This is a genomic window from Stenotrophomonas sp. YJH_SMC_81 (genome assembly GCF_059370875.1).
Genome location: NZ_JCAFUB010000005.1, coordinates 21,694 through 47,540 on the forward strand (window position 1 = coordinate 21,694; position 25,847 = coordinate 47,540).

Below are 25,847 nucleotides of genomic sequence, written 5' to 3' on the forward strand. Positions count from 1 at the left end.
ATGGGACGCATCACCCGCGCTGGCGATGATGCAGGCATGCCCATCCATGACTGGCCCGAGCAGGAACGTCCCCGCGAGAAGCTGATCGCCCGCGGCCCCGCCACGTTGTCCGACGCAGAGCTGCTGGCGCTGTTTCTCGGCTCCGGCTTCGGTGGACGCGACGCGGTGCAGACCGCCCGCGACCTGCTGCAGGCGCATGGCCCGCTGCGCGTGCTGCTGGACCGCCCGGCCCGCGAGCTGGCCCGGTTGCCGGGGCTGGGGCCGGCACGAAGCTGTGCACTGGCCGCCGGCCTGGAACTGGCCCATCGCTACCTGGCCGCCGAGCTTCAGCAGGGCGAGGCGGTCGGCAACAACCCGGCCGCGGTCGGCCGCTACCTGCAGCACCGCCTGCGCGGCCAGGCCCGCGAGATCTTCATGGCGCTGTTCCTGGACAACCGCCACCGGCTGATCGCCTGCGAGGAACTGTTCCAGGGCACCATCAATGCCGCCCCGGTCTACCCCCGCGAGGTGGTGCGGCGAGCCCTGCTGCACAATGCGGCAGCGGTGATCCTCAGCCACAACCACCCCTCCGGCGACCCGGAACCCTCCGGCGCCGATACCCGGATCACCGATGAACTGCAGCAGGCGCTGGCACTGGTGGACGTACGCCTGCTGGACCACTTCGTGGTCGGCGAAGGCCGCCCCGTTTCGTTTGCTGAACGGGGCCTGCTGTCCCCGCCCCAGCCACGCCTGTTCGGCTGAGCGGGCCTGACCAGGGCCGGGCAGGAACCCCCGCAGGCATGTTCTGGTCAGCGTGGGCGCGGGTATCTGCGCTAAAATGGGCGATTCCGCCGCTCATTCTCACAGCAGGCCTCGTGAAAAATCTCCTCCGCGCCCTGATCAGCCAAGGCATCGAAGCCTTGCGCGCCAATGGCACCCTGCCCGCCGACTCCCTGCCGCCGGACTTCGTGGTCGAGCGCCCGAAGACCCGTGACCATGGCGACTTCGCCACCAACGCCGCGATGCTGCTGGCCAAGGCCGCGCGCAGCAATCCGCGCGCACTGGCTCAGGCGCTGGTCGAGGCGCTGCCGCGCAGCGAGGACGTCAGCAAGGTCGAGATCGCCGGCCCCGGCTTCATCAACTTCCACCTGGCTCCGGCTGCGTACCAGCGCGAAGCCGCGTCGGTCATCAAGGAAGCCCACGACTACGGCCGCAACCTGTCCGGCAACGGCCGCACGGTGGGCGTGGAGTACGTGTCGGCCAACCCGACCGGCCCGCTGCATGTCGGCCATGGCCGCGCGGCGGCGATCGGCGACTGCGTGGCCCGCGTGCTCGATGCCAACGGCTGGAACGCCAAGCGCGAGTTCTACTACAACGACGCCGGCGTGCAGATCGAGAACCTGGCGCTGTCGGTGCAGGCCCGCGTGAAGGGCATTGCGCCGGACCAGGAAGGCTGGCCGGAAGGCGGCTACCGCGGTGAGTACATCGCCGATGTTGCCCGCGCCTACATGGCCGGCGCCAGCGTTGACCTGGAAGGCACGCTGGTGGTCGGCGCCAAGGACCCGGACGACATGCAGTCGATCCGTCGCTTCGCCGTGGCCTACCTGCGCAACGAGCAGAACCTGGACCTGGCCGCCTTCGGCGTCGACTTCGACATCTACTTCCTGGAAAGCTCGCTGTACACCGATGGCAAGGTCGCCGAGGCCGTGGCCAAGCTGCAGGCCTCCGGGCACACCTACGAGGAAGGCGGCGCGCTGTGGCTGCGCAGCACCGATTTCGGTGACGACAAGGACCGCGTGATGCGCAAGTCCGACGGCACCTTCACCTACTTCGTACCGGACGTGGCCTACCACCTGTCCAAGTGGCAGCGCGGCTACGAGCGCGCGATCACCGAACTGGGTGCCGATCACCACGGCTCGCTGGCGCGCGTACGCGCCGGCCTGCAGGCGCTGGAAGTGGGCATCCCGCAGGGCTGGCCGGAATACGTGCTGCACCAGATGGTCACCGTCATGCGCGGCGGCGAGGAAGTGAAGCTGTCCAAGCGTGCCGGCAGCTATTTCACCCTGCGCGACCTGATCGAGGAGGCCGGCCGCGATGCGACCCGCTGGTTCCTGATCGCGCGCAAGCCCGATTCGCAGCTGACCTTCGACATCGACCTGGCCCGCCAGCAGAGCAACGACAATCCGGTGTTCTACGTGCAGTACGCGCACGCCCGCGTCTGCAGCCTGCTGCGCCAGGCCCAGGAAAAGGGTCTTGTGTACGAGCAGGGCAATGGCCTGGCCAATCTGGGCCGCCTGGCCGACGATGCCTCGCTGGGGCTGATGAACGAGATCTCGCGGTATCCGGAAGTGGTGGAAGCGGCCGGCGTGGCGCTGGAGCCGCACCTGGTGGCGCAGTACCTGCGTGAATTGGCGCATGCCTTCCACACGTGGTATCACGGGACGCCGGTGCTGGTGGACGACGCCACCGATCGCAACGCCAAGCTGACCCTGGCCTGCGCGGCGCGCCAGGTGCTGGCCAACGGCCTCGAACTCCTGGGCGTGAGTGCCCCGGAAAAAATGTAAGCATCAGGAGACGCAGTACACATGGCAGCACGACGCGGCAAAACCCAGGCACGACGCAACAGCAGCAGCCAGGGCACCCCCGGATGGGTGTGGCTGGTGGCCGGTGTGGCGATCGCCGCCGTGGTGTTCCTGGCGGCGCCGAACCTGTTCAAGGGCGAAGGCGATGGCTTCCTGCGTGCCGGTCCGCAGCCGAACCCGAACGCGCAGCCGGCCCCGGTCGCTGATGCCGACAGCGATGTCGGCAGCCAGCCGGCCGCGCAGCCGGCCACGCCGAAGCCGGCCGAACCGGAGAAGCCCGCCGCGACGCAGTACGACTTCTACACCCTGCTGCCGGGCAAGGAAGTGGAAATGTCCGACGCCGAACTGGCCGCCAGCGCGCGCGCCGAGGATCAGCGCCGGGCCAAGGCCGAAGCGTCGCGCGCGCAGGCCGCGCTGGAGGGCAAGCCGGTACCGCCGGCCAGTACGGCCACGCCGGCACCGACCGCAACGGCCAGCGTCGCAAGCACTGCGCCGGTAACCGCGACCAACCGTCCGCTGCCGGCACCGCTGAACGAGCGCCCGACCGCGGCAACCCCGTCGGCCAGCACGGCGGCCGCCACTCCAGCGCCGCGCGCGGAAAGCGCGCCCGCCGCGTCGGCACCGCCGGCATCCGCTGCTGCACCGGCGGCCGCCGACAACGCCCGCTACATCCTGCAGGCAGGAGCCTTCGGTGCTTCCGGTGACGCCGAAGCCACCAAGGCCAAGCTCGCCATGATGGGCCTGGCGGCACGCGTGGAGTCGGCGCAGATCAACGGCAAGACCGTGTACCGCGTGCGCATGGGCCCGTACGGCAGTGCCGGCGAGTTGTCCGAAGCCAAGCAGAAGCTGGATGGCACCGGCCTGCAGGCGATGGCGATCAAGGCGCAGTAAGCCTGCCGATGTGAATGAAAAAGCCGGGCAGTGCCCGGCTTTCTTGTTTCTGTAGAGTCGAGCATGGCTCGACTCTACAAAAAGCGATTACGACTCCGGTCAGCCCTCGCGGGCGACCTGGAATCCGGCGAACGACTGGCTGACCGGCATCAGCTCCAGCCGGTTGATGTTCAGGTGCGGCGGCAGGCTGGCCACCCAGAAGATCTGCTCGGCGATGTCTTCGGCGGTCATCGGGTTGGCACCGCTGTACAGCTTGTCCGAGGCGTTCTGATCGCCATGGGTACGTACCACGGTGAATTCGGTTTCGGCCATGCCCGGCTCGATCGTGGTCACGCGCACGCCGGTGCCGTGCAGGTCCGAACGCAGGCCCAGCGAGAACTGGCTGACGAAGGCCTTGGTGCCACCGTAGACGTTGCCCCCCGGGTACGGGTAGACGCCGGCCACCGACGAGATGTTGATGATCGCGCCCTTGCGCTTCACCAGCTGCGGCAGCAGGCGATGGGTCAGGGTCACCAGCGCGGTGATGTTGGTGTCGATCATCGTGGTCCAGTCCGACAGCGTGGCGCTCTGTGCCGGCGCGGTGCCCTGCGCCAGGCCAGCGTTGTTGACCAGCAGGTCGATCTCGCCAAAGGCCGGCGGCAGCGCCAGCAGGGCCGCCTCCATCGCCACCGCATCGCGGATGTCGAAGGCGGCGGCGTGCACCACGTCCTTGCCGTAGCGCTCGACCAGCGGCTGCAGGCGTTCGCTGCGGCGGCCCGTGGCGATCACTTTCCAGCCGGCCTGGGCGAAGCGGTGGACGGCGGCGGCGCCGAAGCCGGACGTGGCGCCGGTAATCAGGACAGTGCGGGTCATCAGGCAACTCCAGGGGGAAAAACCGGACGCCCATTCTGGCATTCCCGGCCCGTCCTGAGGTGCCCGCCGTCCAGTCGTCCCCCCGGCTCAACGCACGCGAAACACTCTGGCCTTGGGCAGGTCTTCGTCGACCTGCAGGAACCAGCGCCCGGCAATTCCTGGAACAACGGCGATCTGCGGCGACTGCAACACCTTGCGCAGCTTCATCTGTCCCTTCATCACCTGCCATTGCTGGCCGTTATCAAGGGTGAACAGCGTGCCGGGCTGCCAGCCTGCGACCTCTCCGACCACACGGGCACTGACCGGTTCGTCATCCAGGCCCAGATGCATTGCTGGCGGTGCCGGCACATTGGCAGGCAGCGGCGCAGCGACCGGGGCCACCGCTGCCGTCGACGCGGCGGCCGTGCTCTCTGCCTCGCGCAGTACCCGGTTCAACGCCTGCAACTGCGCTGGACTGAGCCCGACCTCGGCCAGTTGGGATGCACTGAGGCGCCGCTCGACGGGTACGAAGCGGTCCTGGGCAAAGGCAGCGAAGCTGCCGGCGAGCAGTAGTGCGGAAAACAGATACCGGCGCATGCAAGGGTCCCAGCGAACGAGTGCTCACGATGCTGCAGTTCGATGACAGTCCGGTGACACGCCAGGGGCCGGTACAATGGGCCATGATCAACAATGATGTCCTGCGCAGCGTGCGCTATTCCCTGGACCTGGGTGACCAGCACGTGGTCGCCCTGTGCCAGATGGCCGACCCGGCCTTTGCCGTGGATACCGGGCAGGTGAAGGCCTGGCTGCGCCGCGAGGACGAAGCCGGTTTCGAGGCGATGAACGACAGCGCGCTGGCGCACTTCCTCGACGGCCTGATCGTGCACCTGCGTGGCCGTGACGAGAGCCAGCCGCAGCGCGCAGTGGAAACCCGCATCGACAACAACCTGGTGCTGAAGAAGCTGCGCGTGGCGTTCCAGCTGCGCGACGTGGACCTGATGGAGATCTTTGCCAGCGCAGGTTTCAATGTCTCCAAGTCGGAAGTGGGCGCGCTGTTCCGTCAACCCGGGCACGCCAACTACCGGCGTTGCCTGGACCAGATGCTGCGCAACTTCCTCAAGGGCCTGAGCCTGCGCCTGCGCGGCTGAGCACGGCGTCGACGAACGCCCGCGCCGCTGGTGTCGGCAGGCGCTGCCAGACCAGGTGCACGCGCCGGGTCGGGGTCGGCTGCAGCGGAATCTGCACCACGCCCTGGAACCCATCGGCGATCAATGCCGGCACGATGCCGACCGCCAACCCATGGCGGACGAAGCGCTCGACCAGTTCCATCAGGTTGACCTCGAAACGGACCGTGTGCGGCAGTCCGGCTGCGGCAAAAGCATCATCGGTCTGACGGCGTGCGCCGGTGCCGCGCGGGAAGTCGACCAATGCTTCATCCTGCAGTGCGGCCAATGGCAGCCGCTTGCGCCCGGCCAGCCGGTGCGATGGCGCCAGTACCGCTACCAGATCCTCCTCCTGCAGCACCTGATGGCAGACACCGTCCAGCGCTGCCGAAGGCGCCAGGCCGACCAGTGCCACATCCAGCGCGCGCGACTGTACCTGCGCGATCAGGTCCTCGCTCTTGTCCACGCGCAAATGGAACTCCACCTGCGGGTGCACGCGCTGGAACGCCGCCAGCATCGCCACAACGTCGATTCCGGTCAGCGAGGAAATCTGCCCGATGGCCAGCAACCCACGCACTTCGCCACTGACGGCGGCCACGTCGGCGCGCAGGTGGCGCAGGCTGGCCAGCACCTGGCGTGCGTGCACCAGCAACGCCTCGCCGGCGGCGGTGGCCCGCACCTGGCGCGGCAGGCGCTCGAACAGCGTGGCACCCAGTTCCTGTTCCAGGTGGGCGATCTGGTGGCTGAGCGCGGACTGCACCACGTGGCAGCGCTCGGCGGCACGGGTGAAATTGCCCTCTTCGGACAGCGCCACGGCGAACTCGAGCTGCTTGAGGTTCATACAACTATCTTGTTTTCAGATGGCATGGATGATGATGATTCATTTCCATCATGCTCGCAGCAGGCGGACACTGTGCCCCCGCTTCCTGGAACATCGCGTGAGCCCGTCCCTTCCCCCTCTGCACCGTTGGCAGGTGCTGCTGATGTCGGTCGCCACCGGTGTGGCCGTGGCCAGCAACTACTACGCGCAACCGCTGCTGCACACCATCGCCGACGCCTTCGGCGTGCCGTTCGGCCAGGTCGGCATGGTGGTTACCGCCGCGCAGCTGAGCTATGCCGCCGGCTTGATTCTGCTGGTGCCGCTGGGTGACCTGTTCGAACGCCGCCGCCTGATCGTGGTGATGAGCCTGCTGTCGGCGGGCGGACTGGTGATCAGTGCCTGCGCACCGTCGCTGACCTGGTTGCTGGTGGGCACTGCGATCACCGGCCTGTTTTCGGTGGTGGCCCAGGTACTGGTGCCGTTCGCCGCCACGCTGGCCGCGCCGGAACACCGCGGCCGCGTGGTCGGAACATTGATGAGTGGCCTGCTGCTGGGCATCCTGCTGGCGCGTACCGTGGCCGGCCTGCTTTCCAGCCTGGGCGACTGGCGCCTGGTGTATGCGATCGCCGCTGCCACTCTGGTGCTGACCGCACTGGCATTGCAGCGCGGCCTGCCGCGATTCCACCACAGCGCCGGCCTTGGCTATTTCGCATTGCTGCGCTCGATCGGCGTGCTGTTCGTGCAGGAACCGGTGCTGCGCCAGCGTACGCTGCTGGGCGCCTGCAGCTTCGCCATGTTCGCGATCTTCTGGACCCCGCTCGCATTCCTGCTGGCACAACCGCCGTACGCCTACAGCGACGCCACCATCGGCCTGTTCGGGCTGGTCGGTGCGGCCGGCACGCTGGCGGCGGGTCTGGCTGGTCGCATGTCCGACCGTGGCCAGACCGGGCGTGCCACCGCCATTGCACTGGCGCTGTTGCTGCTGTCGTGGCTGCCGCTGGGGCTGTCCGCACACTCGCTGCTGGCATTGCTGCTGGGCGTGGTGGTGCTGGATCTGGCCGCGCAGCTGTTGCACGTCAGCAACCAGAACCTGATCTACGCGCTGCAACCGGCAGCACGCAACCGCCTCAATGCCGGCTACATGACCGGCTATTTCATCGGCGGCTCGCTGGGCTCGCTGCTGTCTGCACAGGTCTACCAGCGCTTCGGCTGGACCGGCGTCTGCGTGGCCGGTGCCGCCGTGGCCGTGCTGGCCCTGCTGCTGTGGCTGCCCGGCGCGCTGCGTGCGCGCCAGGCGTCGCTGGCCGACTAGAAGCTGCCCTGCAGCGCCAGCTCCCATCGCCCACCGGCGTTGCCGGGGAACAGGCGCTTGGCTGCGTTGTCCGTGCCATGCACGGTGGCGCGCAGTTCCCATGCCGGGGTAAGCGAGGCGATGGCACTGAGCTGCCCATGCAGGTAGTCCGGGCCCTGCGCGGTGGCCAGCCAGTACTGGCCCACCGCTGCTTCCAGGCGGAGGCGTTCGTGCAACGGCACACGCACACCCAGCTGGGCATAGGTACCGCGATGGCCACCGGCCAACGCATCGTTGGAATGGGCGACCTGCAGCCAGGCGCGCTGCTTCCAGGTCAACGTGGTGTTGAGCTCGGTCCAGTCCAGCGCGCGGCCGGTGCCCGGGTACACGTAACGGGTCAGGTTGGCATCCAGGCTCCAGTCCGGTGCCAGTGCGCCGGACCAGCCCGCCACCAGGTCGAACTCGCTGCGCGCGCCATTGTCCGGTTTGAACGAAACGTTCGAACCCCACACGCTGGCGTACCATCCCGACGGGATCGAGACCTTCGCGCCGGCCTGCACCGCCGGGTCGCCATCGCTCTGCGAGCTGCCACGCCACACGTAGTCGCTGGTCAATGCAGCACTGCCACTGGCCTGCACCTGTGCCTGCGCGCTGCCGATCCCGAGCAGCCCTGCCAGGGCGGCCACCAGCGCCGCCATCATCCCCTTGCTGTTCACTGCACTGTGTTCCTCGTCGAAGGCGGTCGCGCCGCCGGGACGGCAGTGTCGGGTGCGCCGCCGTAACGGATCGAGGGTGCTGCCCGGCCTGCGGCGCAAATTCGGCGTAAATCCCGTCGATGGAGGCTACGCGCCAGCCGCGCGGTATCATGGCGCCTCGTTTCCAGGAACCAACCACGTGGACGCCATCCTGACCCCGGTATCGATCGGCGAGCTGATCGACAAGATCACCATTCTCGAGATCAAGGCCGAGCGCATCGATGATGCTGCCAAGCTGGCCAACGTGCGCACCGAACTGGATGGCCTGTTGCCCTTGCTGCAGCAGCAGCTGCAGGCGCAGCCGGCATTGGACGCGCTGAAGCAGCAGCTGAAGGCGATCAACGAACGCATGTGGGACATCCAGGACCAGCTGCGCGACAAGGAAGCGGCCCAGGTGTTCGACGATGCGTTCATCCAGCTGGCACGCGGTGTCTATGGCACCAATGGCGAGCGCGTGCAGGTGAAGAACGAGATCAACCGCGTGGCCGGTTCGGCGCTGGTGGAAGAGAAGCAGTACCAGGGCGAGTAAGGCCGCTCAGCCACATTCGAGCAGGTGGCGGAAGCGGAACAGGTCACCATCCCCGCGGATGCCGAGCTTGCGGTAGGCCGACGTTTTCTGCGAGCTGATGGTGCTGGCCGAGCGCCCTGAGCGCAGGGCCATTTCACTGGTGCTGACGCCCTTCAGCACCAACCCGAGCACTTCACGCTCGCGCTGGCTCAGCGGCGTCAGCACCGGTGCAGATACCCGGCGTGTGCGTGGCAGCTTCAGCTCCTCACGCAGTTCCGGTGGCACGAAGCGGCCGCCACGGGCGACCACGTCAATGGCGCGCAGCAACGTCTCCGGTGGCATCGACTTGGACAGGAAGCCGCGCGCGCCGGCTCGCATCGCGGTGGTCACCGTACTGGCGTTGCAGTGCGCCGAGAGCACCAGCACCGGCAGCGCCGGCCAACGCTGCGACAGCACGCGCAGCAGGGCCAACCCATCGCCCAGGTCGCCCATCGGCAGCGCATCGATCAGCAGCAGGTCGACACACCTCGGGCTGCGCTCCAGCAACTGCAGCAGGCGCGCCTCGTTGGACAGGCTCACGCGCACCTGCACACCACTGTGTTGGCGGAGCAGAACTTCCACGCCCAACCGCAGTACCGGGTGCGGATCCAGCAGCGCCAGGCGTCGTGGCCGATCAGGCCGCAGGGGCGGGAGTGTCGGTGGCATCGCGGCCTGTCCAGGCAACATGGAACATCCACCGTAGGCCGGTGCCCGCAGCGGCGGAATCCAATTCCTTGCAATGCTCGGCCCGCGTGCACCACCAGTCAGACGGCATTTTGTTTCGCGCCGCCACAAACGCAACAGGCCCGGCAAGAGCCGGGCCTGTCGAGACTTCTCCAGCGCGCAGGCGCGCCGGAACTGCAATTACCAGCTGAAGCGCGGGCCGACGGTGTATTCCTTGTCGCCGTCGCGGTTCATCTTCAGTTCGCCGTTCAGGCCCCAGTTCTGGTTCAGCTTGACCTGACCACCCAGGCGGCCGTACCACTGGCCTTCCGGGTTGACGCCGTGCTTCTTCGAGAAATCTTCGTAGCCGACCATGCCATAGACCTCGGCGTGGGCACCGAAGGCGGTGCGGATACCGGCTTCAGCGCTGTAGCCGTTGAAGTCCAGGCCGTGCTTCGGGTCGAGCTTCTGGTAGGCAACGCGGGCAACGAAGTCGGTGCTCGGAGCGATTTCAACGTTGTAGCCTGCACCGATCTTCCACTGGTCCAGCTTGACGTTGGTGTGGTCGAATTCCTGACGGCTGTACTCACCGAAAGCGTGGAAGTTCGGCAGGAAGCCGTACGAACCCTTCACGCCCCAACCGTCGGACTTGAACGCGTCGTTGTCGGTCTTGGCGTAGTTGGCTTCGGCGTAGTTGTAGGACAGGTTTTCAGCAGCCGAGGCGGTGAACGGCAGGGCAGCGGCCAGGGCCAGAGCAATCAGCGAATTCTTCATGGGGGTACACCTTTACTTTCTTATGGTGTGCAGCAGCGCCAGGGCGCCATCGCATCGGGAATGTAAATTCTCCGTTATTCGCCACAACGCTCCCTGAAAACAGCAGTCTTCGCATTGCTGAATTTTCTGGCTTGATTCAGGCTGTATCTGGCATACGCGCGCGGCGCGCGTGCATTTTCAGGTTTCTTCACGATCCAGCGCTGTCGATCCCCGATCCCCTGGTTCGTCGTGTACTTGAAGGCCGTGCATGTGGCACGGTCCATCCGGAGGCTGGCAATGAGCTACATCGATGGTTTCGTCCTGGCGGTGCCCACCGCCAACAAGGAGAAGTTCCTCGCCCATGCACGCACAGGAGATCCGGTCTTCATCGAGTACGGGGCACTGCGCGTGGTCGAGTGCTGGGGCGATGACGTGCCGCACGGCAAGACCACCGATTTCTTCGGCGCGGTGAAAGCCACGCCGGACGAGACGGTGGTGTTTTCCTGGATCGAATGGCCCGACAAACCGACCCGCGACGCCGGCATGAAGAAGATGATGGAAGACCCGCGGTTTGATCCAACGAAGAATCCGATGCCGTTTGACGGTGCGCGGATGATCTACGGCGGCTTCGTGCCGATCTACGATCTGACCCGCTGAACCCGGCGGACGTGCTCAGCGCGCGTCCGTTTCATCGCTGGCAGTGGCATGGCCGGCGCCCAGTGCGGCGCCGGCACCGAGGCCCATGCCGCCCATGCCAGCGCCCATTCCGCCGCCCCCACCTCCGCCACCACCCGCACGGCCGCCCTTGGCATCGCCATCGTTGCGCCCCTTGCCGCCACCGCTGGCAGCGGGGCGGGTCGGCCCCTGCGGCGGAATCCGCAGGTCGGGAGGAATCGGCGCCAGATCCAGCGCTTCGCGCACGAAGTCGCGCAGCGAGACCACCAGTTCGTGGGTATGCACCGGTCGCCCCTGTGCAAGATCGTTGGCAGCGCGGGCGGCCAGCCGCACCTGTTCGTCGGTGCCCAGCAACAGGATGTCCGAGAGCGCGGCCTCGACCGCATCGCGGATGCGGCGCGTTCGATCCGAACGCGGTTCGGCGATGCCTTCGGCCGCTTCGCGCTGGCGCAGATCGCGGCGATGGCTGGGATCCACGCCCAGTTCACCAGTGAATGAACCGCCCAGGGTCTTGTAGGCCGCCATCAGTGTGCGCAGCCGCTCGTTGATCTGCCGGTTCTCGCGCTCGCGACGCTGCTGCAGGGTCTGCATCACAAGCAGGCGGATGCCTACGCCCAGCAGGGTGATCAGGACCAGGCCGGCCAACGTGGACAGCACACCCTGCCAGGAACTGAAATCGATACCGCGCATGCTGGGGCTCCGGCGGGAAGAATCTGCATCTTGCCCCAGACCGCGCCCCGAAAACGCGAAAGGCCCCACCACCCGGTGGGCGGCAGGGCCTTCGGTCACGGCGCGATTACTTGCGCTTGGCGACCTTGCGCACGGCCTTGGCCGGGGCCTTCCTGGCAACAGCCTTCTTGGCCGGAGCCTTCTTGGCGGCGACCTTCTTCAGCGGTGCAGCCTTCTTGGCGACGACCTTCTTGGTCGCAGCGACCTTCTTGCCGACAGTCTTCTTGGCAGCAGTGGTCTTCCTGGCAACGGCCTTCTTGGCGACAGCAGCCTTCTTGCCGACAACCTTCTTGGCGGCGGCAGTCTTCTTGGTGGCGACCTTCCTGGTGGCGGCAACCTTCTTGCCGACAACCTTCTTCGCAGCCACGGCCTTCTTGGCGGCGACGGTCTTCTTGGCCACAGCCTTCTTGGCGGTGGCGACCTTCTTGCCAACCACCTTCTTGGCGGCCGCAGTCTTCTTGGCAACGGTCTTCTTCGCGACAGCAGCCTTCTTGGTGGCGGCCTTCTTCACGGTGGCGACCTTCTTGCCGGCAGCCTTGGTGGTGGCCTTGGTGGTCTTCTTGGCAGCGGCGGCCTTCTTGGTCACGGCCTTGCCCGCAGCCGCCTTCTTCTTTGCCACTTCCTTCTTCAGGGCAGCAGCTTCGGCCTTGGCGTTCTTCTTGGCCGCTTCCAGCTTCTTCCTGGCGTTGGCAACCGTCTTGCCGACCGACTTGGCAGCCTTCTCGGCCTTCTTGGCAACGGTCTTCTCGACCTTGGCCACGGCCTTCTTGGCCTTGGCAACGCGGGTACCGGCAGCCTTGCTGGCGCGCTTGACGGTCTTCTTGACCGACTTCACTGCGTCTTCGGCGGCGTGGGCGATGGTCTCGCCGACGTTGGTGGCGGCTTCTTTCACGTTCTCGACAGCGTCGGTCACGACCGACACACCATTACCGTTGCTCATGTTGCCCTCCTGCGGGCCTTAAGTATCAAAACGGGGCGATGCTATACCGACATTGACGATCGTGGAACGGGGCATGTGCCGGCAATCGCATCTGTTGCGACGCCGATGGTGTACGCAGCAGCCCCTGTTGCCACCTGCGGTTCGCAGCAAACCCCTTTTTTTCAGTGCTGCGCTACGCAAACCCAGCATTGTCTGGCCGTCGCCGCGCGCACGTGCACGGAGGCAGCGTCCGGCATCCGTCGTGGCGCATTGCGGCACCCGCCTGCGCGGAACTGCGCACGTATCCGCCTGCGCCAGTGCGGCGCGCGTTGGCCTTGAATGGCGCACCCATCACCTGCCCGGGTGTCGCCACAAGCGCGTTCTGGCCCCCGCGCTCGCCCCTTCGAGGCACCCGTTTTCATGGCGCATTTATCCAGATCGCGACACACTCATTCAGCTTGTTCTACCGTAGGGCCGTACCGCCCCCACCCACGCCAGCGAACCGACTCCCATGCGACCGCTTCCTACCCTGCTCACGCTCGCAATCGCCGCCGCCTTCGGTGGCTTCGTTGCCACCGGCATCAACGCCCACATGGACAACCGTGCCGACGCCGCGCCGCTGCCGGCGGTCCTGCCGACCACTGCAGCGTTGCCGGCCTCGGTGGCCGGACAGGCGGTACCGTCGCTGGCACCGATGCTGGAGAAGGCGATGCCGGCGGTGGTCAGCGTCAACACCAAGCAGGTGATTCGCGTACGCAATCCCTTCTTCAACGACCCGTTCTTCCGCCGCCTGTTCCCGGATATCCCACAGGAACGCATCAACGAATCGCTGGGCTCGGGCGTGATCATCGACGCCAAGGAGGGGCTGGTGCTGACCAACCACCATGTCATCGACAACGCCGATGACGTCCAGGTGACACTGGCGGACGGGCGCACGGTCAAGGCCGAGTTCCTCGGTTCGGACCGCGATACCGACATCGCGCTGATCCGCATTCCGGCGCAGAACCTGACCGACATCAAGCTCGGCAACAGCGACCAGCTGCGCGTAGGCGACTTCGTGGTGGCCATCGGCAACCCGTTCGGCTTCAGCCAGACGGTCACGTCCGGCATCGTCTCGGCGGTGGGCCGCAGCGGCATCCGCGGGCTGGGCTACCAGAACTTCATCCAGACCGATGCGTCGATCAATCCGGGCAACTCCGGTGGCGCGCTGGTCGACCTGCAGGGCCAGCTGGTCGGCATCAATACCGCCAGCTTCAACCCGCAGGGCAGCATGGCCGGCAACATCGGCCTGGGCCTGGCGATTCCTTCCAACCTGGCGCGCAGCGTGGTCGACCAGCTGGTCAAGCACGGCGTTGTGGTGCGCGGCACGCTGGGCGTGGAAAGCCAGAACCTGACCGCGCAGATCGCGCAGGGCCTGGGCCTGGGCGAAACCCGCGGTGCGCTGATCACCCGCGTGCTGGCCGGTTCGGCCGCTGCCGCAGCCGGGCTGAAGCCGGGCGACGTGGTGGTGTCGGCCAACGGCCAGCGCGTGGACAGCGCCGAGGCCCTGCACAACGTGGAAGGCCTGGCGGCCGTCGGCAGCGCGATGACGCTGGACGTACGCCGTGAAGGCAAGCCACTGCAGATCAAGGCGACGCTGAAGGAACAGGCGCGCGCGGTCACCGGTGAGAGCCTGGACCCGCGCCTGACCGGTGCGACCTTCGTCGACCTGCCCGAGTCACTGCGGCAGTCTGGCGTCGGCGGCGTGCTGGTCAGCGAGGTCAAGCGCGGCAGCCGCGCCGCCAGCAACGGCCTGCAGCAGGGCGACATCATCACCGACGCCACCGTGGGCGAATTCGCCGACCTGGCCAGCTGGCGTGCCAATTTCCAGCAGCGCCCGCCGACCCTGGTGGTGCGCGTGCTGCGCAACAATGGCCAGCAGCAGGGCCAGCTCGTGATGCGCTGATCGCCCTGCCGTAACACCCCCTATACCCCGGCAATGCTATTGCTGTCAGTCCAGGTCGGCACCGCCGACGCCCGTTCCCCCATCGCAACAGGAGTGATTCGATGAGCCCCACCAATACCGAGAACCTGAAGGAACACCTGGGTGAAGCCGGTTCCCACCTGAAGCAGGCCGCCAGCGCCGCCGGCGGTGCGATCAAGGGCGCCACCGGTGCGGCCACCGACGAACTGCGGATCGGCAAGGCCAACGTCAAGGCTGAACTGTCCGACAGCGCGCTGTCCGGCCTGGCCGCTGCCGAGTTTGGTGGTGCCGCCGCCAAGGAGCAGGTCGATGCGCTGATGGACAAGGGCAAGGACCTGATCGACAGCGCCGCCGAGCTGATCCGCGAACGTCCGCTGGCCTCGTTCGGCGTGGCCTTCGCTGCCGGCTGGATCATCGCCAAGCTGGCCCGCGGCAGCAGCGACAAGTAAGCCGCGGCGTGAGCGAAGACAACGCGCAAGCCCCTGATCCGGCGGCTACCCCGCCGCTGGATGAGAGCATCCGCCAGGTCGGCGCGGCCGGTCGTGCCGCTGCCGACTCGGCCAAGCACTCGCTGCGTTCGCTGCGCCGGTTGGCCTCGGCCGACTTCGCGCTGGCACGCAGTGCCTTCGGCCGCGCGCTGGCCTGGGCCGGCGTAGCGATCGTATTCGGAGCGTCGGCCTGGCTGCTGATGGCCGCCACCCTCATCGCCCTGCTGCAGAGCTGGGGCCTGAGCTGGCTGCAGGCCCTGCTGATCACCTCGCTGCTGAGCCTGGCCGTCACCGGTTATGCGATCTGGCGGGTGTCCTACTTCTTCCACCACACCGGCATGCACGCCACCCGGCGCCAGCTGTCCCGCCTGGGCCTGTTCGACGAGCCCAGCGAAGACGACCCCGATGCCGATGTGCAGCTGCCAGAGGGCAAGCCATGAAGTTCGGTGCGCTGCAGCGGCGGGTGAAGCGCTGCGAACAGGTGGTGACCGTACGCCTGGTCGAGACCCAGGACCACTGGTCCACGCTCAGCCAGGTCTGGCGCCAGGGCTGGTCGCCACTACGCATCGTGGTAGTGGGCCTGGCCGGTGGCTTCATTGCCGGCAAGCTGGAAATGCCGGGCAAGGTCAACGGTGCGCGCTGGCTGCAGATGGTGGGTTCGGTCTCGAACCTGTTCGCCAGTGCGCAGGCAGCGTTCGCCACGGCGATGGCGGCGCAGGCGGCGGCCACCGCCGACGATGCGGCCGAAGAAGCCGGCGATGCCAGCGAACAGGCACACGCAGCGGCCTCCGCCGCTGAAGCGCGGCCCGCAGCGGCGGCGCGAGCTGTGCCGGAGGCGGAACCGGACCTGCGCGAACCGCGCCCGGCCGAGGCGGCCACCGAACTGTCCGAACGTTGATCCATGGAATCCGCCGCGCCGATGGCGGCCGGCGGATAATGCGCTCCCCTTTCCGGCTGATGCGTCGATGAGCGAGTCCTCCCTGTCCCCGTCACCAGCCGATCCACAGGACCCGGAGGCACCGCTGCCGCCTCCGTCTCGCCCACGCGGGCCGATGTCGCTGGTGGTGCTGGCGACCCTGGCGGTGGGCTACACGCTGTGGGCGGCGCAGGACATCATCCTGCCGGTGCTGCTGGCGATGTTCTTCGCACTGGTCGGCAACCCGATCCTGCGCCTGCTGCAGAAACTGTGGATTCCGCGCGCGCTGGGCGCGCTGCTGATTCTCGGCGCCGGCCTGGGCGTGACCGGTTCACTGGCGGTGCAATTGATCGGCCCGGCGATGGAATGGGCGCAGGAAGCCCCGCAGCAGCTGCGCAAGGTCGCCCGCCAGGTGCAGGACCTGACCAAGCCGGTGCAGCAGGCCAACCAGGCGGCGGAGAACTTCGCCCGCGTGGCCGGTGGTGACAGCAACCACAAGGTGCAGGTGATCCGCACCCAGCTCGACGACCCGTACCGCATGCTGACCCGCGCGCCACGGCTTGCCGCCTCGGTGCTGGCCGTGGTGCTGCTGACCCTGTTCTTCATGATCTATGGGCAGAGCCTGCAGCGCGCGGCAATCGCGCTGTTCCCGAGCCGCCAGCAGCAGCGCTTCACCGCCGACATCCTGCGGTCGATCGAGCGCGAAGTCTCGCGCTATGTGCTGACCATCAGCGTGATCAACACCCTGGTCGGGCTGGTGTTCGCCGGCGTGCTGATGCTGCTCGGCATCGGCCTGCAGGAGGCGCTGCTGTGGGGCACGGTGGCCGCGCTGCTGAACTTTGCCCCGTACGTCGGTCCGCTGATCGGCGTGGCACTGATGCTGCTGATGGGCTTCGTGGAACTCCGCGACCCGCTGCAGGCGCTGCTGCCGGCGGCCGCGTACCTGGCCCTGCACACTCTGGAAGGGCAGATGGTGACCCCGATCGTGCTGGGCCGGCGCATGAAGCTGTCGCCGCTGGTGCTGATCCTGGCGCTGATGGTGTTCGGCTGGGCCTGGGGCATGATCGGCCTGCTGCTGGCGGTGCCGCTGCTGGTCTGCATCAAGCTGGTGCTGGCACGGCTGGAAGGCATGCAGGGCTGGGCACGGCTGCTGGAATGAAAGCCCGCGCGGGCAGGCGTAGAATGGAGGGGTGAATTTCCCCGTCCAAGCCATCACTCTCGACCTTGACGACACGCTGTGGCCGTTCGCTCCGATTGGCGCCCGCATCGACCTGGTCCTGCACGAGTGGATGCGTGAACACAGCCCCGCCACCGCCGCGATGTATCCGGTGGCGGCGATGCGCGAACTGCGCGAGCGCCTGTACCACGCCCATCCGCACCTCCACCACGACCTGAGCGCGCTGCGTCGGTTGACCCTGCACGAAGCGCTGCACGCCAGTGGCGCCAGCCTCGATCTGCTGGAGCCGGCGTACGAAGCGTTCTACGCCGCGCGCAATCAGGTCGAGTGCTATCCCGATGCGATCGATGCGCTGGCGAGGATTGCCGCGCGGGTGCCGGTGGCAGCACTGAGCAACGGCAACGCCGATCTGGAGCGGATCGGCCTGGCCCATCATTTCGCCTTCCAGCTGGGCGCGCGCGAACACGGCGCGGCCAAGCCGGAGGCAAGCATCTTCCACGCCGCCTGCACCCGCCTGGGTGTGGCGCCGGCACAGGTGCTACATGTCGGCGACCACGCCGAAATGGACGTGGCCGGGGCGATCGCCGCCGGCCTGCGCGGGTGCTGGATCAACCGCGAAGCAGCCACCTGGACCCATCCGAAACTGCAGCCGGACCTGCAGTTTGACACCCTCACCGGCCTGGCCGACTGGTTGGACGCCAACCTCGACGCCGCCGCATCCCGGAGTACCTGACGCATGAGCGAGATCACTGGTTTCACCGCCGACACCACCGCGGCGCTGCCGCTGTACGTGCTGGACCGCGAGCAGTTCGCCGCTTGGAAGGACGGCCAACCGGCCGCGACCCAGGCCTGGCTGGCCTCGCAGGGTTTCACTGCCGGTGCGCACAGCGTGGCCCTGCTGCCCGGCAGTGAGGGCCTGGCCGGCGCGGTGATCGGTGTCGGTGATCGCGCCGATGCCTACAGCTATGCGCATGCGCCGCACGCCCTGCCGGAAGGCAGTGTCTGGCAGCTGGCCAATGAACTGCCTGCCGCCGAACAGGCGCTGCTGCAGCTGGGCTGGGGCTTGGGCAGCTACCGCTTCGACCGTTACCGCAAGCGCAACCGCGCCCCGGCGCAGCTGGTGGCCGCACCGTCCGGCGAAGTGGCCGACCTGATCGCCGCCAGCCTGCGCGTGCGCGACTGGGTCAACACCCCGACCGAAGACATGGGGCCGCAGCAGCTGGAAGACGCCGCGCGTGCACTGGCCGATGCACATGGTGCGCAGGTCGAGGCGATCACCGGCGATGAACTGCTGAAGCAGAACTTCCCGGCCATCCACGCCGTGGGCCGCGCGTCGCACCGCGCGCCGCGCCTGGTGGTGCTGCGCTGGGGCAAGGAAACCGACCCGGCACTGGTGCTGGTCGGCAAGGGCGTGTGCTTCGATACCGGCGGCCTGGACATCAAGCCGGCCGACGGCATGCGCAACATGAAGAAGGACATGGGCGGCGCCGCGCACGCGCTGGCCCTGGCCGGCCTGGTGATGGCGCGCGGACTGCCGGTGCGGCTGACGCTGCTGGTGCCGGCGGTGGAAAATGCGATCGGTCCGGATGCGTTCCGCCCCGGCGAAGTGATCGCCACCCGCAAGGGGTTGAGCGTGGAGATCGACAACACCGATGCCGAAGGCCGCGTGATCCTGTGCGACGCGCTGACCTTCGCCGGTGAGCAGAAGCCGGACCTTGTGCTGGATTTCGCCACTCTTACCGGTGCCGCACGCATCGCGCTGGGTCCGGATCTGCCGGCGCTCTTCAGCAACGACGACACGGTGGCGCAGCAGTGGCTGCAGGCCGGCGACGCAACCCGTGACCCGGTCTGGCGCATGCCGCTGTGGCGCCCCTACCTGCGCTATCTGAGCAGCGGCATTGCCGACCTGGCCAATGCCGGTTCGCGCATGGCCGGCTCGGTGACCGCCGCGCTGTACCTGGAGCGCTTCCTGGAAGACGGCCAGCGCTGGGCGCACCTGGACGTGTACGCCTGGAACGACGGCGAACGCCCGGGCCGTCCGGCCGGTGGCGAAGCGCTGGCGCTGCGCTCGGCCTGGGCGATGCTGAAGGCGCGTTACAGCTGATCGGGTGGGTGCCGACCTTGGTCGGCACGCTGTCCCCGGCAAATCTGACGAAAAATTGAATTTCGGCCTCGGCCGGGTTCTGCGAGGATGTGTGGGTCGACCACCCACACGCTCCGTGAAGGCAGGACTCCGACCATGTCGCTCTTCGGCTACACCCGTGCCGGCCAGACGCCGGGCGCACCGCGCAAGCATTCCCCCCTGCTCTGGATCGCGCTGATCGCGCTCATCCTGGGTACCGTGGCGCTGGCCTTCGCCTGGCTGGCCGGCTGGATGGGCGACCGCCTCACCGCGCAGCGCTTCACCGACACCATCGAGGCCACCGGCCCGGCCCATCCGGGCTTCCGCCGTGCACACAGCAAGGGCATCTGCGTAAGCGGCTGGTTCGAACCCAGCGCGCAGGCCCCTACCCTGTCCAGTGCCCGGGTGTTCTCGCAGACACGTGTGCCGGTGATGGGCCGCCTGTCAATCGGTGGCGGCGACCCCTACGGCGCCGACAACACCGCACGCGTGCGCAGCCTGGCGGTGCAGATGGTCAGCGATGATGGCCAGGAATGGCGCATGGCGATGAACAGCTTCCCGTTCTTCGCGGTACCCACGGCCGAGGCGTTCTACGAGCAGACGCGCGCCTCGATTCCCGACCCGGCCACCGGCAAGCCGGACCCGCAGAAGATGGCGGCAGTGCTGGCGAAATACCCCAGTGCGCAGGCGTTCCAGCAGTGGGCGAAGACAGCGCCATGGACCAGCAGCTGGGCCGACACCACTTTCAACAGCGTCAACAGTTTCTGGTTCACCAATGCGCAGGGCCAGAAGCGTGCGGTGCGCTGGCGCTGGCAGCCGCTGGCGCCGGTGGTGGAGATGGATGCGGAAGCGCGCAAGCAGGCCAGCGTCGATTTCCTCAGCCAGGAACTGCAGCAGCGCCTGGCCCGCGGCCCGGTACGCTGGAACCTGGTCGTGACCACCGCCGAGCCCGGCGATGCCATCGATGATCCGTCGGTACCGTGGCCCGAGTCGCGTGACCAGGTAGTGGCGGGCGTACTCAGCCTGGACCGCATGCAGTCGCAGGAAGAAGGCGCCTGCGGCCAGATCAACTTCGATCCGCTGATCCTGCCCAGTGGGGTGCGCGGCAGTAATGATCCGATCCTGGCGGCCCGCTCGGCGGTGTACTCGCAGTCCTTCAACCGCCGTGAACGCGAGCGCGCCGCCGGCAATGTCGAACAACCGAAGGAGGCCGCACGATGAGCACCGGCAACGGCCACTTCAACCTGCTGGCGCGGGTGCTGCACTGGTCCATGGCGCTGATGATCGTCGCCATGCTGTTCATCGGCGTGACCATGGTCGCCTCGCTGCACCTGCGTCCCGCGCTGATCGACCTGCACCGCCCGCTGGGCATCGCGATCCTGTTGCTGGCGCTGCTGCGCCTGTACAACCGGCTGCGCCATCGCCCACCGGCGCTGCCTGCCGACCTGCCGGTCTGGCAGGGGGTAGCGGCCAAGGCCTCGCACTGGGTGCTGTACGCGCTGATGCTGGCGATGCCGTTGATCGGCTGGGCGATGCTGTCGGCCGGCGGATACCCGATCGTGCTGTGGGGTGGATTCCACCTGCCATCGATCGTTCCGCACACCCCGGCGCTGTATGCCGCGCTGCGCAATGCGCACAGCCTGCTGGCCTATGTGTTGTTCGCCACGGTGCTGATGCATGTGGGTGCGGCGTTGTTCCACCTGTGGGTGCGGCGGGACGGGGTGTTCCAGGCGATGGCGCGCGGGAAGGATTGAAAGGATTCGCCGGGCGTTCCCGGCGGATTGTTTCCGCGACCGCGGGGGGGGTGTCACTTTTCTTTTCGCGCGAAAAGAAAAGTAACCAAAAGAAACGCGCCGCCAGAGCGCGAGCCGGTGCTGCGCACCGGTGCCCTGTGCTTCTCGGTGAATCAGGGGACGGCGCCGAACTCGCTACGCTCAAACACCGGCGCCTCTTCGCCCCTGATTCCCCCGCGATGCTCGGCTCGCTCAAGGCGGACCCAACATCAAGAGCGACAGCTGCACCCAGTAGATCCACGCCATGCGTGGTTGCTGTTGCCGTTGATCTTGACCTTCCAGTCCGCCTTGAGCGAGCCGAGCACCGCAGGTCCGGCGAGGGCGAAGAGGCGCCGGTGTTTGAGCGCAGCGAGTTCCCGCGCCGTCCCTCGACGGACCGAGGAGCGCAGGGCACCGGCGTGCGACGCACGCCGGCTCGCGGCCGGCGGAGCGTTTCTTTGGTTACTTTCTTGATGGCCCACATCCATGTGCGCCACCCTACGGGCCGGCTACGCCGTTCCACGCTGCTCCTGCAGCGTGGTGCACGAGCAAAGAAAGTGACACCCACCCGCGGTCGCGGAAACGACATCACCAGGAAAGGCAGGCCGCCCCTACAGCCACCCTTTCTGCCGCGCCAGCCGGTACGCCTCAATGCGATTGGCTACGCCCAGCTTGCCGATGCACTCGGACAGATAGTTGCGCACCGTGCCGTGCGACAGCCCCAACTGCTCGGCGATCTCGCTGGCGGTACGGCCCTCGCCCGCCAGCCGCAGCACGCGGCGCTCGCGGTCGGTCAGCGGGTCGGCCTGCGACCACGCATCCAGTGCCAGCTGCGGGTCGATCGCACGGATGCCCTGCTTGACCTTGCGCAGTGCCTCGGCCAGGTTCTCAGCCGGTGCGTCCTTCAGCAGGTAGCCCAGCACGCCGGCTTCCAGCGCGCGGCGCAGGAAACCTGCGCGGGCGAAGGTGGTCACGATCACCACCTTGATCGGCAGCTCGTGACGCGCGATGCGCTGTGCAAGCTCCAACCCGGACAGGCCCGGCATCTCGATGTCGGTCACCAGGATGTCCGGCTGCAGCTGCTGCAGCATGCGCCACGCGGTTTCGCCGTCGGCGGCGCTGCCCAGCACTTCGATATCCGCTTCCAGGCCCAGCAGCGCCGACAGTGCGCCGCGTACCATCGCCTGGTCTTCGGCCAGCAGGATGCGGATCATGCGGCACCGTCCTGCACCAGCGACGGCGGCACGCCTGGCGGCAGCGGTGTGGTCGCAGCGGCCAGTGGCACGCGCACGATCAACACCGTGCCCTCGCCCTTTGCGGACTGCACCTGCAGGCTTCCACCCAGGGCGGCCACGCGTTCGCGCATGCCGCACAACCCATTGCCCTCGGCCTGCACGCCGCCACGACCATCGTCGCGGATCTGCATCGCCAGCATGCTTCCCTCCAGCATGAACTCCACCCGTGCCTGCGTCGCCTGTGCATGGCGCACGATATTGGTCGCGGCCTCGCGCAGCACCAGTGCCAGCCCGCGTTCGACATCCACCGGCATCGCCGGTGGTGGTGCGTACTGAAGGTGGACCTGCTGGCACTCCAGCAGCAGCCGCGCCGATGCCAGCTCGCCGGCCAGGTCGCTGGCGCGGATACCGGTGACCGCACTTCGGACCTGCGCCAGCGCCTCGCGGGCGATGGCCTCGGCCTCGCCGATCTCCTGCCGCGCGCGTGCATCACCGCGGTCCTGCAGCTTGCGCGCCAGTTCCAGCTTCAACGTGATCAGCGACAGGGTGTGGCCGAGCAGGTCGTGCAGGTCGCGGCCGATGCGTTCGCGCTCCGCGGTGGCTGCTAGCCGCCGCACCTCGTCCTGTGAAAGCTGCAGTGCCGCATCCTTCTGCTGGTTGAGTGCCTCCACGTTCACGACCAGGCCGACGATATAGGACACGGCGGGGATCCAGACCAGGCTCTGCCACGGGTACTGGAACAGCAGGGCGAGGCTGCAGAACAGGAGGTTCAGACCAGTGAGCTGCAGCAGATACTGCCACCAGCCGCCGCGACCGCTCACCCGCAGCAGCACGCAGCCGAACACGAAGTAGGTCAGCCCGGACGGGTACCAGGGCAGCAGCACCAGCGACATCGCGATCAGGCCCAGGGCATAGCGCGGGGCGTGATGGCGCGGCGCCACCATCACCTTGGCGTACAGCAGCAGGAACACCGGATAGCTGGCCAGCGTCAACAGCAGCCAGCGCAGGGTGAAGCCATGGCCAAGCAAGGGCGTCAGGAAGATCCACACTGACCACAGCAGGTGGATTGCCTCGCCCCAGGGGGACTTTCCCCGGCGCAGCGTCTCGGCCACCGCCGAGTCCGGCGCGGGGCGCAGCAGCGAGGCAAGCCAGATGGACGGCACGGGCGGTTCCAGGCGGGGACGATCGCCGCCGATCATGCCAGTTCAGCCGCCTGCGCGCAGGCGCCACCGTCGGCTGGGCGGCACCGGCGCAACCGGGCGCAGATCACGGTACGCTTGGCGGCGCCGCTGCGGCGGGCCGGCAATGGGGCGATCGGATCCATGGGCAGTACCGGTAGCGGGAACGTTGCCATCCTGTGCCGCCGTGGTCACATTTCGCAGTTGCCGCCGTCAGTGTCATCGGATGACAGCTGTCACTGCCGTCTTCGCTGTGCCTGCCTTCATGCTGTGCCGCACGCTCCACCGCCGGAACCGCCGTCGTCCGCGCTTCCGGCCACACCCGCCCGAACGCATGTGATGGAACGAATGAACGCTTCTGCCGAGCTGTTGAAGGAACTCCGTATCGACCGCAAGTCGCCGCCGCCGGCCGCCGGAGGCAATGGCGGTGGCCGCCGCGGGTTGTGGATCGCGATCATCGTGGTCGTGCTGCTGGTCGCCGCGGCCGTGGCCTACCTGTTCGGCCGCGCACCGGCCGTAGAGGTGGAAACCGCTCCCGCCGTGGCCATCCAGCAGGGCAGCACCAGCAGCTCGGTGCTCGACGCCAGTGGCTACGTGGTCGCCCGGCGCATGGCCACGGTATCGGCCAAGATCACCGGCAAGGTGCGCGAGGTGATGATCGAAGAAGGCATGCGGGTCGAGGCTGGCCAGGTGATGGCCACGCTCGACCCGATCGATGCCGACGCGCAGCGCAGCCTGTACGCCTCGCAGCTGCAGGCCGCACGCAGCCAGGTCGCCGGGCTGGAGGCGCAGCAGAGGCAGGCCGCCGCCGAAGCCAGCCGCCTGCAGGCGCTGGTTGGCCAGCAGCTGGTCTCGCGCTCGCAGTACGACCAGGCCGTGGCCCAGCGCGACAGCCTGCGTGCGCAGCTGGATACCGCGCAGCGCAACGTCAAGGTTGCCAACGACCAGCTGGCCATCGCCGATCTGGGCGTGGACAACAACATCGTGCGCGCGCCGTTCTCCGGCGTGGTCACCGCCAAGGCGGCGCAGCCCGGCGAGATCGTTTCGCCGCTGTCGGCGGGTGGTGGGTTCACCCGTACCGGCATCGGCACCATCGTGGACATGGACTCGCTGGAGATCGAAGTGGAGGTCGGCGAGGCCTTCATCGGCCGCGTGCAGCCGAAGATGCCGGTGGAAGCCACGCTCAACGCCTACCCGGAATGGAAGATTCCCGGCGAGGTGATCGCCATCATCCCCACCGCCGACCGCGGCAAGGCCACGGTGAAGGTGCGCGTGGCGCTGAAGGTGAAAGACCCGCGCATCGTGCCGGAGATGGGCGTGCGGGTCAGCTTCCTGGAACAGGCGCAGCCGCAGGCGGCCGCCAAGCCGCAGGGCGTGCGCGTGCCGGGCGGCGCCGTGGTCCAGCGCGACGGTGCCTCGGTGGCCTTCGTGCTGGGTGACGGGAACCGCGTTCAGCAGCGCACGGTCGAGGCCGGCCAGGCGATGGGCAAGGACCGCCAGATCCTCAAGGGCGTGAGCGCAGGTGAGCCGGTGGTGGTGAACCCACCCGACACCCTGCGCGATGGCGCCAAGGTGCAACAGAAACAAGCGCAGTAACGGCCTGGCGCCCGTGGGCGCGGCCGGCAGCATCGCTCGACGCACGCCTGCGGCCACCGCAGGTGCGCTTCCCCGTTTCCCGCTTCCCGTGGAGAACCACCCATGTCGACCCTGGTTTCACTGCGCAACATCACCAAGACCTACCAGCGTGGCCCCGAGCAAGTGCAGGTGCTGCACGGCATCGACCTGGACATCGCCAGCGGCGACTTCGTTGCGCTGATGGGCCCGTCCGGTTCGGGCAAGACCACCCTGCTCAACCTGATCGGCGGCCTGGACAGCCCCACTGGCGGCGAGATCAGCATCGAGGGCGAGCGCATCGACCAGATGAGTGGCGGCCAGCTGTCGACCTGGCGCAGCCACCATGTCGGCTTCGTGTTCCAGTTCTACAACCTGATGCCGATGCTGACCGCGCAGAAGAACGTGGAACTGCCGCTGCTGCTGACCCACCTCAGCGCGGCGCAGCGCCGCCGCAATGCCGAGATCGCGCTCACCCTGGTCGGCCTGGCCGACCGCCGCAGCCACCGCCCGAATGAACTGTCAGGCGGCCAGCAGCAGCGCGTGGCGATCGCCCGCGCGATCGTCTCCGACCCGACCTTCCTGATCTGCGACGAACCGACCGGCGACCTCGACCGCCAATCGGCCGAGGAGATCCTCGGCCTGCTGCAGCAGCTCAACCGCGAGCACGGCAAGACCATCATCATGGTCACCCATGACCCGAAGGCCGCCGAGTACGCCACGCACACGGTGCACCTGGACAAGGGCGAGCTGGCCGACGCGCCGCTGGCCCACTGACGGAGGCCAC

Annotated in this window: 28 protein-coding genes; 18 read left to right on the forward strand and 10 right to left on the reverse strand. The window is 67.7% G+C overall.

What is annotated here, in order from left to right:
• Nucleotides 1-36 precede the first annotated feature (36 nt).
• The 3 genes from radC to AC5P8U_RS11970 all read left to right on the forward strand — a co-directional run bounded on the left by radC (nucleotide 37) and on the right by AC5P8U_RS11970 (nucleotide 3,452).
• Entirely contained in the window at nucleotides 37-741 is a 705-nt protein-coding gene (gene radC, locus AC5P8U_RS11960) for a RadC family protein (RefSeq protein ID WP_014035697.1), read from the forward strand.
• A gap of 113 nt (nucleotides 742-854) precedes the next feature.
• A complete protein-coding gene (gene argS / locus AC5P8U_RS11965) occupies nucleotides 855-2,543 on the forward strand; it encodes an arginine--tRNA ligase (protein WP_072168704.1) in 1,689 nt (562 codons plus the stop codon).
• A gap of 21 nt (nucleotides 2,544-2,564) precedes the next feature.
• A complete protein-coding gene (locus AC5P8U_RS11970; RefSeq protein WP_088497606.1) occupies nucleotides 2,565-3,452 on the forward strand; it encodes an SPOR domain-containing protein in 888 nt (295 codons plus the stop codon).
• 99 nt (nucleotides 3,453-3,551) lie between these two features.
• Here the strand turns inward: AC5P8U_RS11970 and AC5P8U_RS11975 are convergent, their stop codons facing one another.
• Both AC5P8U_RS11975 and AC5P8U_RS11980 read right to left on the reverse strand, forming a co-directional pair.
• Nucleotides 3,552-4,304 carry an SDR family NAD(P)-dependent oxidoreductase gene (locus tag AC5P8U_RS11975; RefSeq protein ID WP_111200532.1) on the reverse strand — a complete coding sequence of 251 codons (753 nt, stop codon included), beginning with the start codon at nucleotides 4,302-4,304 and terminating at the stop codon, nucleotides 3,552-3,554.
• An 87-nt stretch (nucleotides 4,305-4,391) separates the two neighbouring features.
• Entirely contained in the window at nucleotides 4,392-4,880 is a 489-nt protein-coding gene (locus AC5P8U_RS11980; protein WP_072168706.1) for a hypothetical protein, read from the reverse strand.
• Nucleotides 4,881-4,963: 83 nt separating this feature from the next.
• Between AC5P8U_RS11980 and AC5P8U_RS11985 the strand changes: the two genes are divergently transcribed.
• The gene (locus AC5P8U_RS11985; protein WP_005420526.1) at nucleotides 4,964-5,431 is read left to right on the forward strand and encodes a YehS family protein; all 468 of its coding nucleotides are present in this window, start codon (nucleotides 4,964-4,966) and stop codon (nucleotides 5,429-5,431) included.
• Here the strand turns inward: AC5P8U_RS11985 and AC5P8U_RS11990 are convergent.
• Nucleotides 5,400-6,287, reverse strand: coding sequence for a LysR family transcriptional regulator (locus tag AC5P8U_RS11990; RefSeq protein ID WP_188241600.1), 888 nt, complete (start codon nucleotides 6,285-6,287; stop codon nucleotides 5,400-5,402). The two genes, AC5P8U_RS11985 and AC5P8U_RS11990, sit on opposite strands and share 32 nt — an antisense overlap.
• A 142-nt stretch (nucleotides 6,288-6,429) precedes the next feature.
• Here AC5P8U_RS11990 and AC5P8U_RS11995 point away from each other — a divergent pair, with 142 nt between their 5' ends.
• Entirely contained in the window at nucleotides 6,430-7,578 is a 1,149-nt protein-coding gene (locus tag AC5P8U_RS11995; protein ID WP_194434067.1) for an MFS transporter, read from the forward strand.
• Here AC5P8U_RS11995 and AC5P8U_RS12000 read toward each other — a convergent pair.
• Nucleotides 7,575-8,273, reverse strand: coding sequence for a TorF family putative porin (locus tag AC5P8U_RS12000; protein ID WP_111007697.1), 699 nt, complete (start codon nucleotides 8,271-8,273; stop codon nucleotides 7,575-7,577). The genes AC5P8U_RS11995 and AC5P8U_RS12000 overlap by 4 nt on opposite strands.
• A gap of 178 nt (nucleotides 8,274-8,451) precedes the next feature.
• On the opposite strand from AC5P8U_RS12000, the gene AC5P8U_RS12005 reads away from it, so the two are divergent.
• Complete coding sequence (locus AC5P8U_RS12005; protein WP_049414316.1) at nucleotides 8,452-8,841, forward strand: DUF6165 family protein; 390 nt, start codon at nucleotides 8,452-8,454, stop codon at nucleotides 8,839-8,841.
• A 6-nt stretch (nucleotides 8,842-8,847) separates the two neighbouring features.
• On the opposite strand, the gene AC5P8U_RS12010 is transcribed toward AC5P8U_RS12005, so the two are convergent.
• Together AC5P8U_RS12010 and AC5P8U_RS12015 are read right to left on the reverse strand one after the other, a co-directional pair.
• The gene (locus tag AC5P8U_RS12010) at nucleotides 8,848-9,546 is read right to left on the reverse strand and encodes a response regulator transcription factor (protein ID WP_111007699.1); all 699 of its coding nucleotides are present in this window, start codon (nucleotides 9,544-9,546) and stop codon (nucleotides 8,848-8,850) included.
• A gap of 177 nt (nucleotides 9,547-9,723) precedes the next feature.
• Nucleotides 9,724-10,296, reverse strand: a complete 573-nt coding sequence (locus AC5P8U_RS12015) for an OmpO family porin (protein ID WP_072168711.1) — start codon at nucleotides 10,294-10,296, stop codon at nucleotides 9,724-9,726.
• A 276-nt stretch (nucleotides 10,297-10,572) separates the two neighbouring features.
• Between AC5P8U_RS12015 and AC5P8U_RS12020 the strand changes: the two genes are divergently transcribed.
• Nucleotides 10,573-10,932 (forward strand): DUF1428 domain-containing protein, encoded by a 360-nt coding sequence (locus AC5P8U_RS12020; RefSeq protein ID WP_188241601.1) that lies wholly within the window; start codon nucleotides 10,573-10,575, stop codon nucleotides 10,930-10,932.
• A gap of 15 nt (nucleotides 10,933-10,947) precedes the next feature.
• Here AC5P8U_RS12020 and AC5P8U_RS12025 read toward each other — a convergent pair whose 3' ends face one another.
• Both AC5P8U_RS12025 and AC5P8U_RS12030 read right to left on the reverse strand, forming a co-directional pair.
• Nucleotides 10,948-11,640 (reverse strand): hypothetical protein, encoded by a 693-nt coding sequence (locus AC5P8U_RS12025; RefSeq protein WP_072168713.1) that lies wholly within the window; start codon nucleotides 11,638-11,640, stop codon nucleotides 10,948-10,950.
• A gap of 106 nt (nucleotides 11,641-11,746) precedes the next feature.
• Nucleotides 11,747-12,619: a histone gene (locus AC5P8U_RS12030; RefSeq protein WP_227836905.1), complete on the reverse strand. Its 873-nt coding sequence runs from the start codon at nucleotides 12,617-12,619 to the stop codon at nucleotides 11,747-11,749.
• 490 nt (nucleotides 12,620-13,109) lie between these two features.
• Between AC5P8U_RS12030 and AC5P8U_RS12035 the strand changes: the two genes are divergently transcribed.
• The 9 genes from AC5P8U_RS12035 to AC5P8U_RS12075 all read left to right on the forward strand — a co-directional run bounded on the left by AC5P8U_RS12035 (nucleotide 13,110) and on the right by AC5P8U_RS12075 (nucleotide 21,018).
• On the forward strand, nucleotides 13,110-14,543 hold the full coding sequence (locus AC5P8U_RS12035; RefSeq protein WP_252745521.1) for a Do family serine endopeptidase: 1,434 nt from the start codon (nucleotides 13,110-13,112) through the stop codon (nucleotides 14,541-14,543).
• Between the two features lie 101 nt (nucleotides 14,544-14,644).
• Complete coding sequence (locus AC5P8U_RS12040) at nucleotides 14,645-15,010, forward strand: hypothetical protein (RefSeq protein WP_010486932.1); 366 nt, start codon at nucleotides 14,645-14,647, stop codon at nucleotides 15,008-15,010.
• Nucleotides 15,011-15,018: 8 nt separating this feature from the next.
• Entirely contained in the window at nucleotides 15,019-15,489 is a 471-nt protein-coding gene (locus AC5P8U_RS12045; RefSeq protein ID WP_004153834.1) for a phage holin family protein, read from the forward strand.
• Complete coding sequence (locus AC5P8U_RS12050) at nucleotides 15,486-15,947, forward strand: protein sip-5 (protein ID WP_069138037.1); 462 nt, start codon at nucleotides 15,486-15,488, stop codon at nucleotides 15,945-15,947. Before AC5P8U_RS12045 ends, AC5P8U_RS12050 begins: the two co-directional genes overlap by 4 nt.
• 67 nt (nucleotides 15,948-16,014) lie before the next feature.
• Nucleotides 16,015-17,124, forward strand: coding sequence for an AI-2E family transporter (locus AC5P8U_RS12055; protein ID WP_111007548.1), 1,110 nt, complete (start codon nucleotides 16,015-16,017; stop codon nucleotides 17,122-17,124).
• Between the two features lie 31 nt (nucleotides 17,125-17,155).
• Complete coding sequence (locus tag AC5P8U_RS12060; protein ID WP_053499497.1) at nucleotides 17,156-17,875, forward strand: HAD family hydrolase; 720 nt, start codon at nucleotides 17,156-17,158, stop codon at nucleotides 17,873-17,875.
• Nucleotides 17,876-17,878: 3 nt separating this feature from the next.
• Nucleotides 17,879-19,246, forward strand: coding sequence for a leucyl aminopeptidase family protein (locus tag AC5P8U_RS12065; protein WP_053499499.1), 1,368 nt, complete (start codon nucleotides 17,879-17,881; stop codon nucleotides 19,244-19,246).
• Between the two features lie 135 nt (nucleotides 19,247-19,381).
• On the forward strand, nucleotides 19,382-20,485 hold the full coding sequence (locus AC5P8U_RS12070; RefSeq protein ID WP_065178988.1) for a catalase family peroxidase: 1,104 nt from the start codon (nucleotides 19,382-19,384) through the stop codon (nucleotides 20,483-20,485).
• The gene (locus AC5P8U_RS12075; RefSeq protein WP_072168719.1) at nucleotides 20,482-21,018 is read left to right on the forward strand and encodes a cytochrome b; all 537 of its coding nucleotides are present in this window, start codon (nucleotides 20,482-20,484) and stop codon (nucleotides 21,016-21,018) included. The genes AC5P8U_RS12070 and AC5P8U_RS12075 overlap by 4 nt, the downstream gene beginning before the upstream one ends.
• 629 nt (nucleotides 21,019-21,647) lie before the next feature.
• Here AC5P8U_RS12075 and AC5P8U_RS12080 read toward each other — a convergent pair.
• The gene (locus AC5P8U_RS12080) at nucleotides 21,648-22,250 is read right to left on the reverse strand and encodes a response regulator transcription factor (RefSeq protein WP_005420563.1); all 603 of its coding nucleotides are present in this window, start codon (nucleotides 22,248-22,250) and stop codon (nucleotides 21,648-21,650) included.
• Nucleotides 22,247-23,470: a sensor histidine kinase gene (locus AC5P8U_RS12085; RefSeq protein ID WP_111007549.1), complete on the reverse strand. Its 1,224-nt coding sequence runs from the start codon at nucleotides 23,468-23,470 to the stop codon at nucleotides 22,247-22,249. Before AC5P8U_RS12085 ends, AC5P8U_RS12080 begins: the two co-directional genes overlap by 4 nt.
• Nucleotides 23,471-23,797: 327 nt before the next feature.
• Here AC5P8U_RS12085 and AC5P8U_RS12090 point away from each other — a divergent pair, with 327 nt between their 5' ends.
• Nucleotides 23,798-25,045 (forward strand): efflux RND transporter periplasmic adaptor subunit, encoded by a 1,248-nt coding sequence (locus AC5P8U_RS12090; protein ID WP_088497249.1) that lies wholly within the window; start codon nucleotides 23,798-23,800, stop codon nucleotides 25,043-25,045.
• Nucleotides 25,046-25,147: 102 nt separating this feature from the next.
• Complete coding sequence (locus AC5P8U_RS12095) at nucleotides 25,148-25,837, forward strand: ABC transporter ATP-binding protein (protein ID WP_005420572.1); 690 nt, start codon at nucleotides 25,148-25,150, stop codon at nucleotides 25,835-25,837.
• Nucleotides 25,838-25,847: the final 10 nt, after the last annotated feature.

What these genes read in the sequence shown, in the direction of transcription:
- AC5P8U_RS11980 (WP_072168706.1), bottom strand. Translation starts at nt 4,880, where the DNA reads ATGCGCCGGTATCTGTTTTCCGCACTACTGCTCGCCGGCAGCTTCGCT.
- AC5P8U_RS12090 (WP_088497249.1), top strand. Translation starts at nt 23,798, where the DNA reads ATGAACGCTTCTGCCGAGCTGTTGAAGGAACTCCGTATCGACCGCAAG.
- AC5P8U_RS12040 (WP_010486932.1), top strand. Translation starts at nt 14,645, where the DNA reads ATGAGCCCCACCAATACCGAGAACCTGAAGGAACACCTGGGTGAAGCC.
- AC5P8U_RS12065 (WP_053499499.1), top strand. Translation starts at nt 17,879, where the DNA reads ATGAGCGAGATCACTGGTTTCACCGCCGACACCACCGCGGCGCTGCCG.
- AC5P8U_RS12035 (WP_252745521.1), top strand. Translation starts at nt 13,110, where the DNA reads ATGCGACCGCTTCCTACCCTGCTCACGCTCGCAATCGCCGCCGCCTTC.
- AC5P8U_RS12070 (WP_065178988.1), top strand. Translation starts at nt 19,382, where the DNA reads ATGTCGCTCTTCGGCTACACCCGTGCCGGCCAGACGCCGGGCGCACCG.
- AC5P8U_RS11970 (WP_088497606.1), top strand. Translation starts at nt 2,565, where the DNA reads ATGGCAGCACGACGCGGCAAAACCCAGGCACGACGCAACAGCAGCAGC.
- AC5P8U_RS12050 (WP_069138037.1), top strand. Translation starts at nt 15,486, where the DNA reads ATGAAGTTCGGTGCGCTGCAGCGGCGGGTGAAGCGCTGCGAACAGGTG.
- AC5P8U_RS12075 (WP_072168719.1), top strand. Translation starts at nt 20,482, where the DNA reads ATGAGCACCGGCAACGGCCACTTCAACCTGCTGGCGCGGGTGCTGCAC.
- AC5P8U_RS11975 (WP_111200532.1), bottom strand. Translation starts at nt 4,304, where the DNA reads ATGACCCGCACTGTCCTGATTACCGGCGCCACGTCCGGCTTCGGCGCC.
- AC5P8U_RS11985 (WP_005420526.1), top strand. Translation starts at nt 4,964, where the DNA reads ATGATCAACAATGATGTCCTGCGCAGCGTGCGCTATTCCCTGGACCTG.
- AC5P8U_RS12015 (WP_072168711.1), bottom strand. Translation starts at nt 10,296, where the DNA reads ATGAAGAATTCGCTGATTGCTCTGGCCCTGGCCGCTGCCCTGCCGTTC.
- AC5P8U_RS12085 (WP_111007549.1), bottom strand. Translation starts at nt 23,470, where the DNA reads ATGATCGGCGGCGATCGTCCCCGCCTGGAACCGCCCGTGCCGTCCATC.
- AC5P8U_RS11995 (WP_194434067.1), top strand. Translation starts at nt 6,430, where the DNA reads ATGTCGGTCGCCACCGGTGTGGCCGTGGCCAGCAACTACTACGCGCAA.
- AC5P8U_RS12095 (WP_005420572.1), top strand. Translation starts at nt 25,148, where the DNA reads ATGTCGACCCTGGTTTCACTGCGCAACATCACCAAGACCTACCAGCGT.
- AC5P8U_RS12025 (WP_072168713.1), bottom strand. Translation starts at nt 11,640, where the DNA reads ATGCGCGGTATCGATTTCAGTTCCTGGCAGGGTGTGCTGTCCACGTTG.
- AC5P8U_RS12055 (WP_111007548.1), top strand. Translation starts at nt 16,015, where the DNA reads ATGAGCGAGTCCTCCCTGTCCCCGTCACCAGCCGATCCACAGGACCCG.
- AC5P8U_RS12030 (WP_227836905.1), bottom strand. Translation starts at nt 12,619, where the DNA reads ATGAGCAACGGTAATGGTGTGTCGGTCGTGACCGACGCTGTCGAGAAC.
- AC5P8U_RS12010 (WP_111007699.1), bottom strand. Translation starts at nt 9,546, where the DNA reads ATGTTGCCTGGACAGGCCGCGATGCCACCGACACTCCCGCCCCTGCGG.
- AC5P8U_RS12080 (WP_005420563.1), bottom strand. Translation starts at nt 22,250, where the DNA reads ATGATCCGCATCCTGCTGGCCGAAGACCAGGCGATGGTACGCGGCGCA.
- AC5P8U_RS12020 (WP_188241601.1), top strand. Translation starts at nt 10,573, where the DNA reads ATGAGCTACATCGATGGTTTCGTCCTGGCGGTGCCCACCGCCAACAAG.
- AC5P8U_RS11990 (WP_188241600.1), bottom strand. Translation starts at nt 6,287, where the DNA reads ATGAACCTCAAGCAGCTCGAGTTCGCCGTGGCGCTGTCCGAAGAGGGC.
- radC (WP_014035697.1), top strand. Translation starts at nt 37, where the DNA reads ATGCCCATCCATGACTGGCCCGAGCAGGAACGTCCCCGCGAGAAGCTG.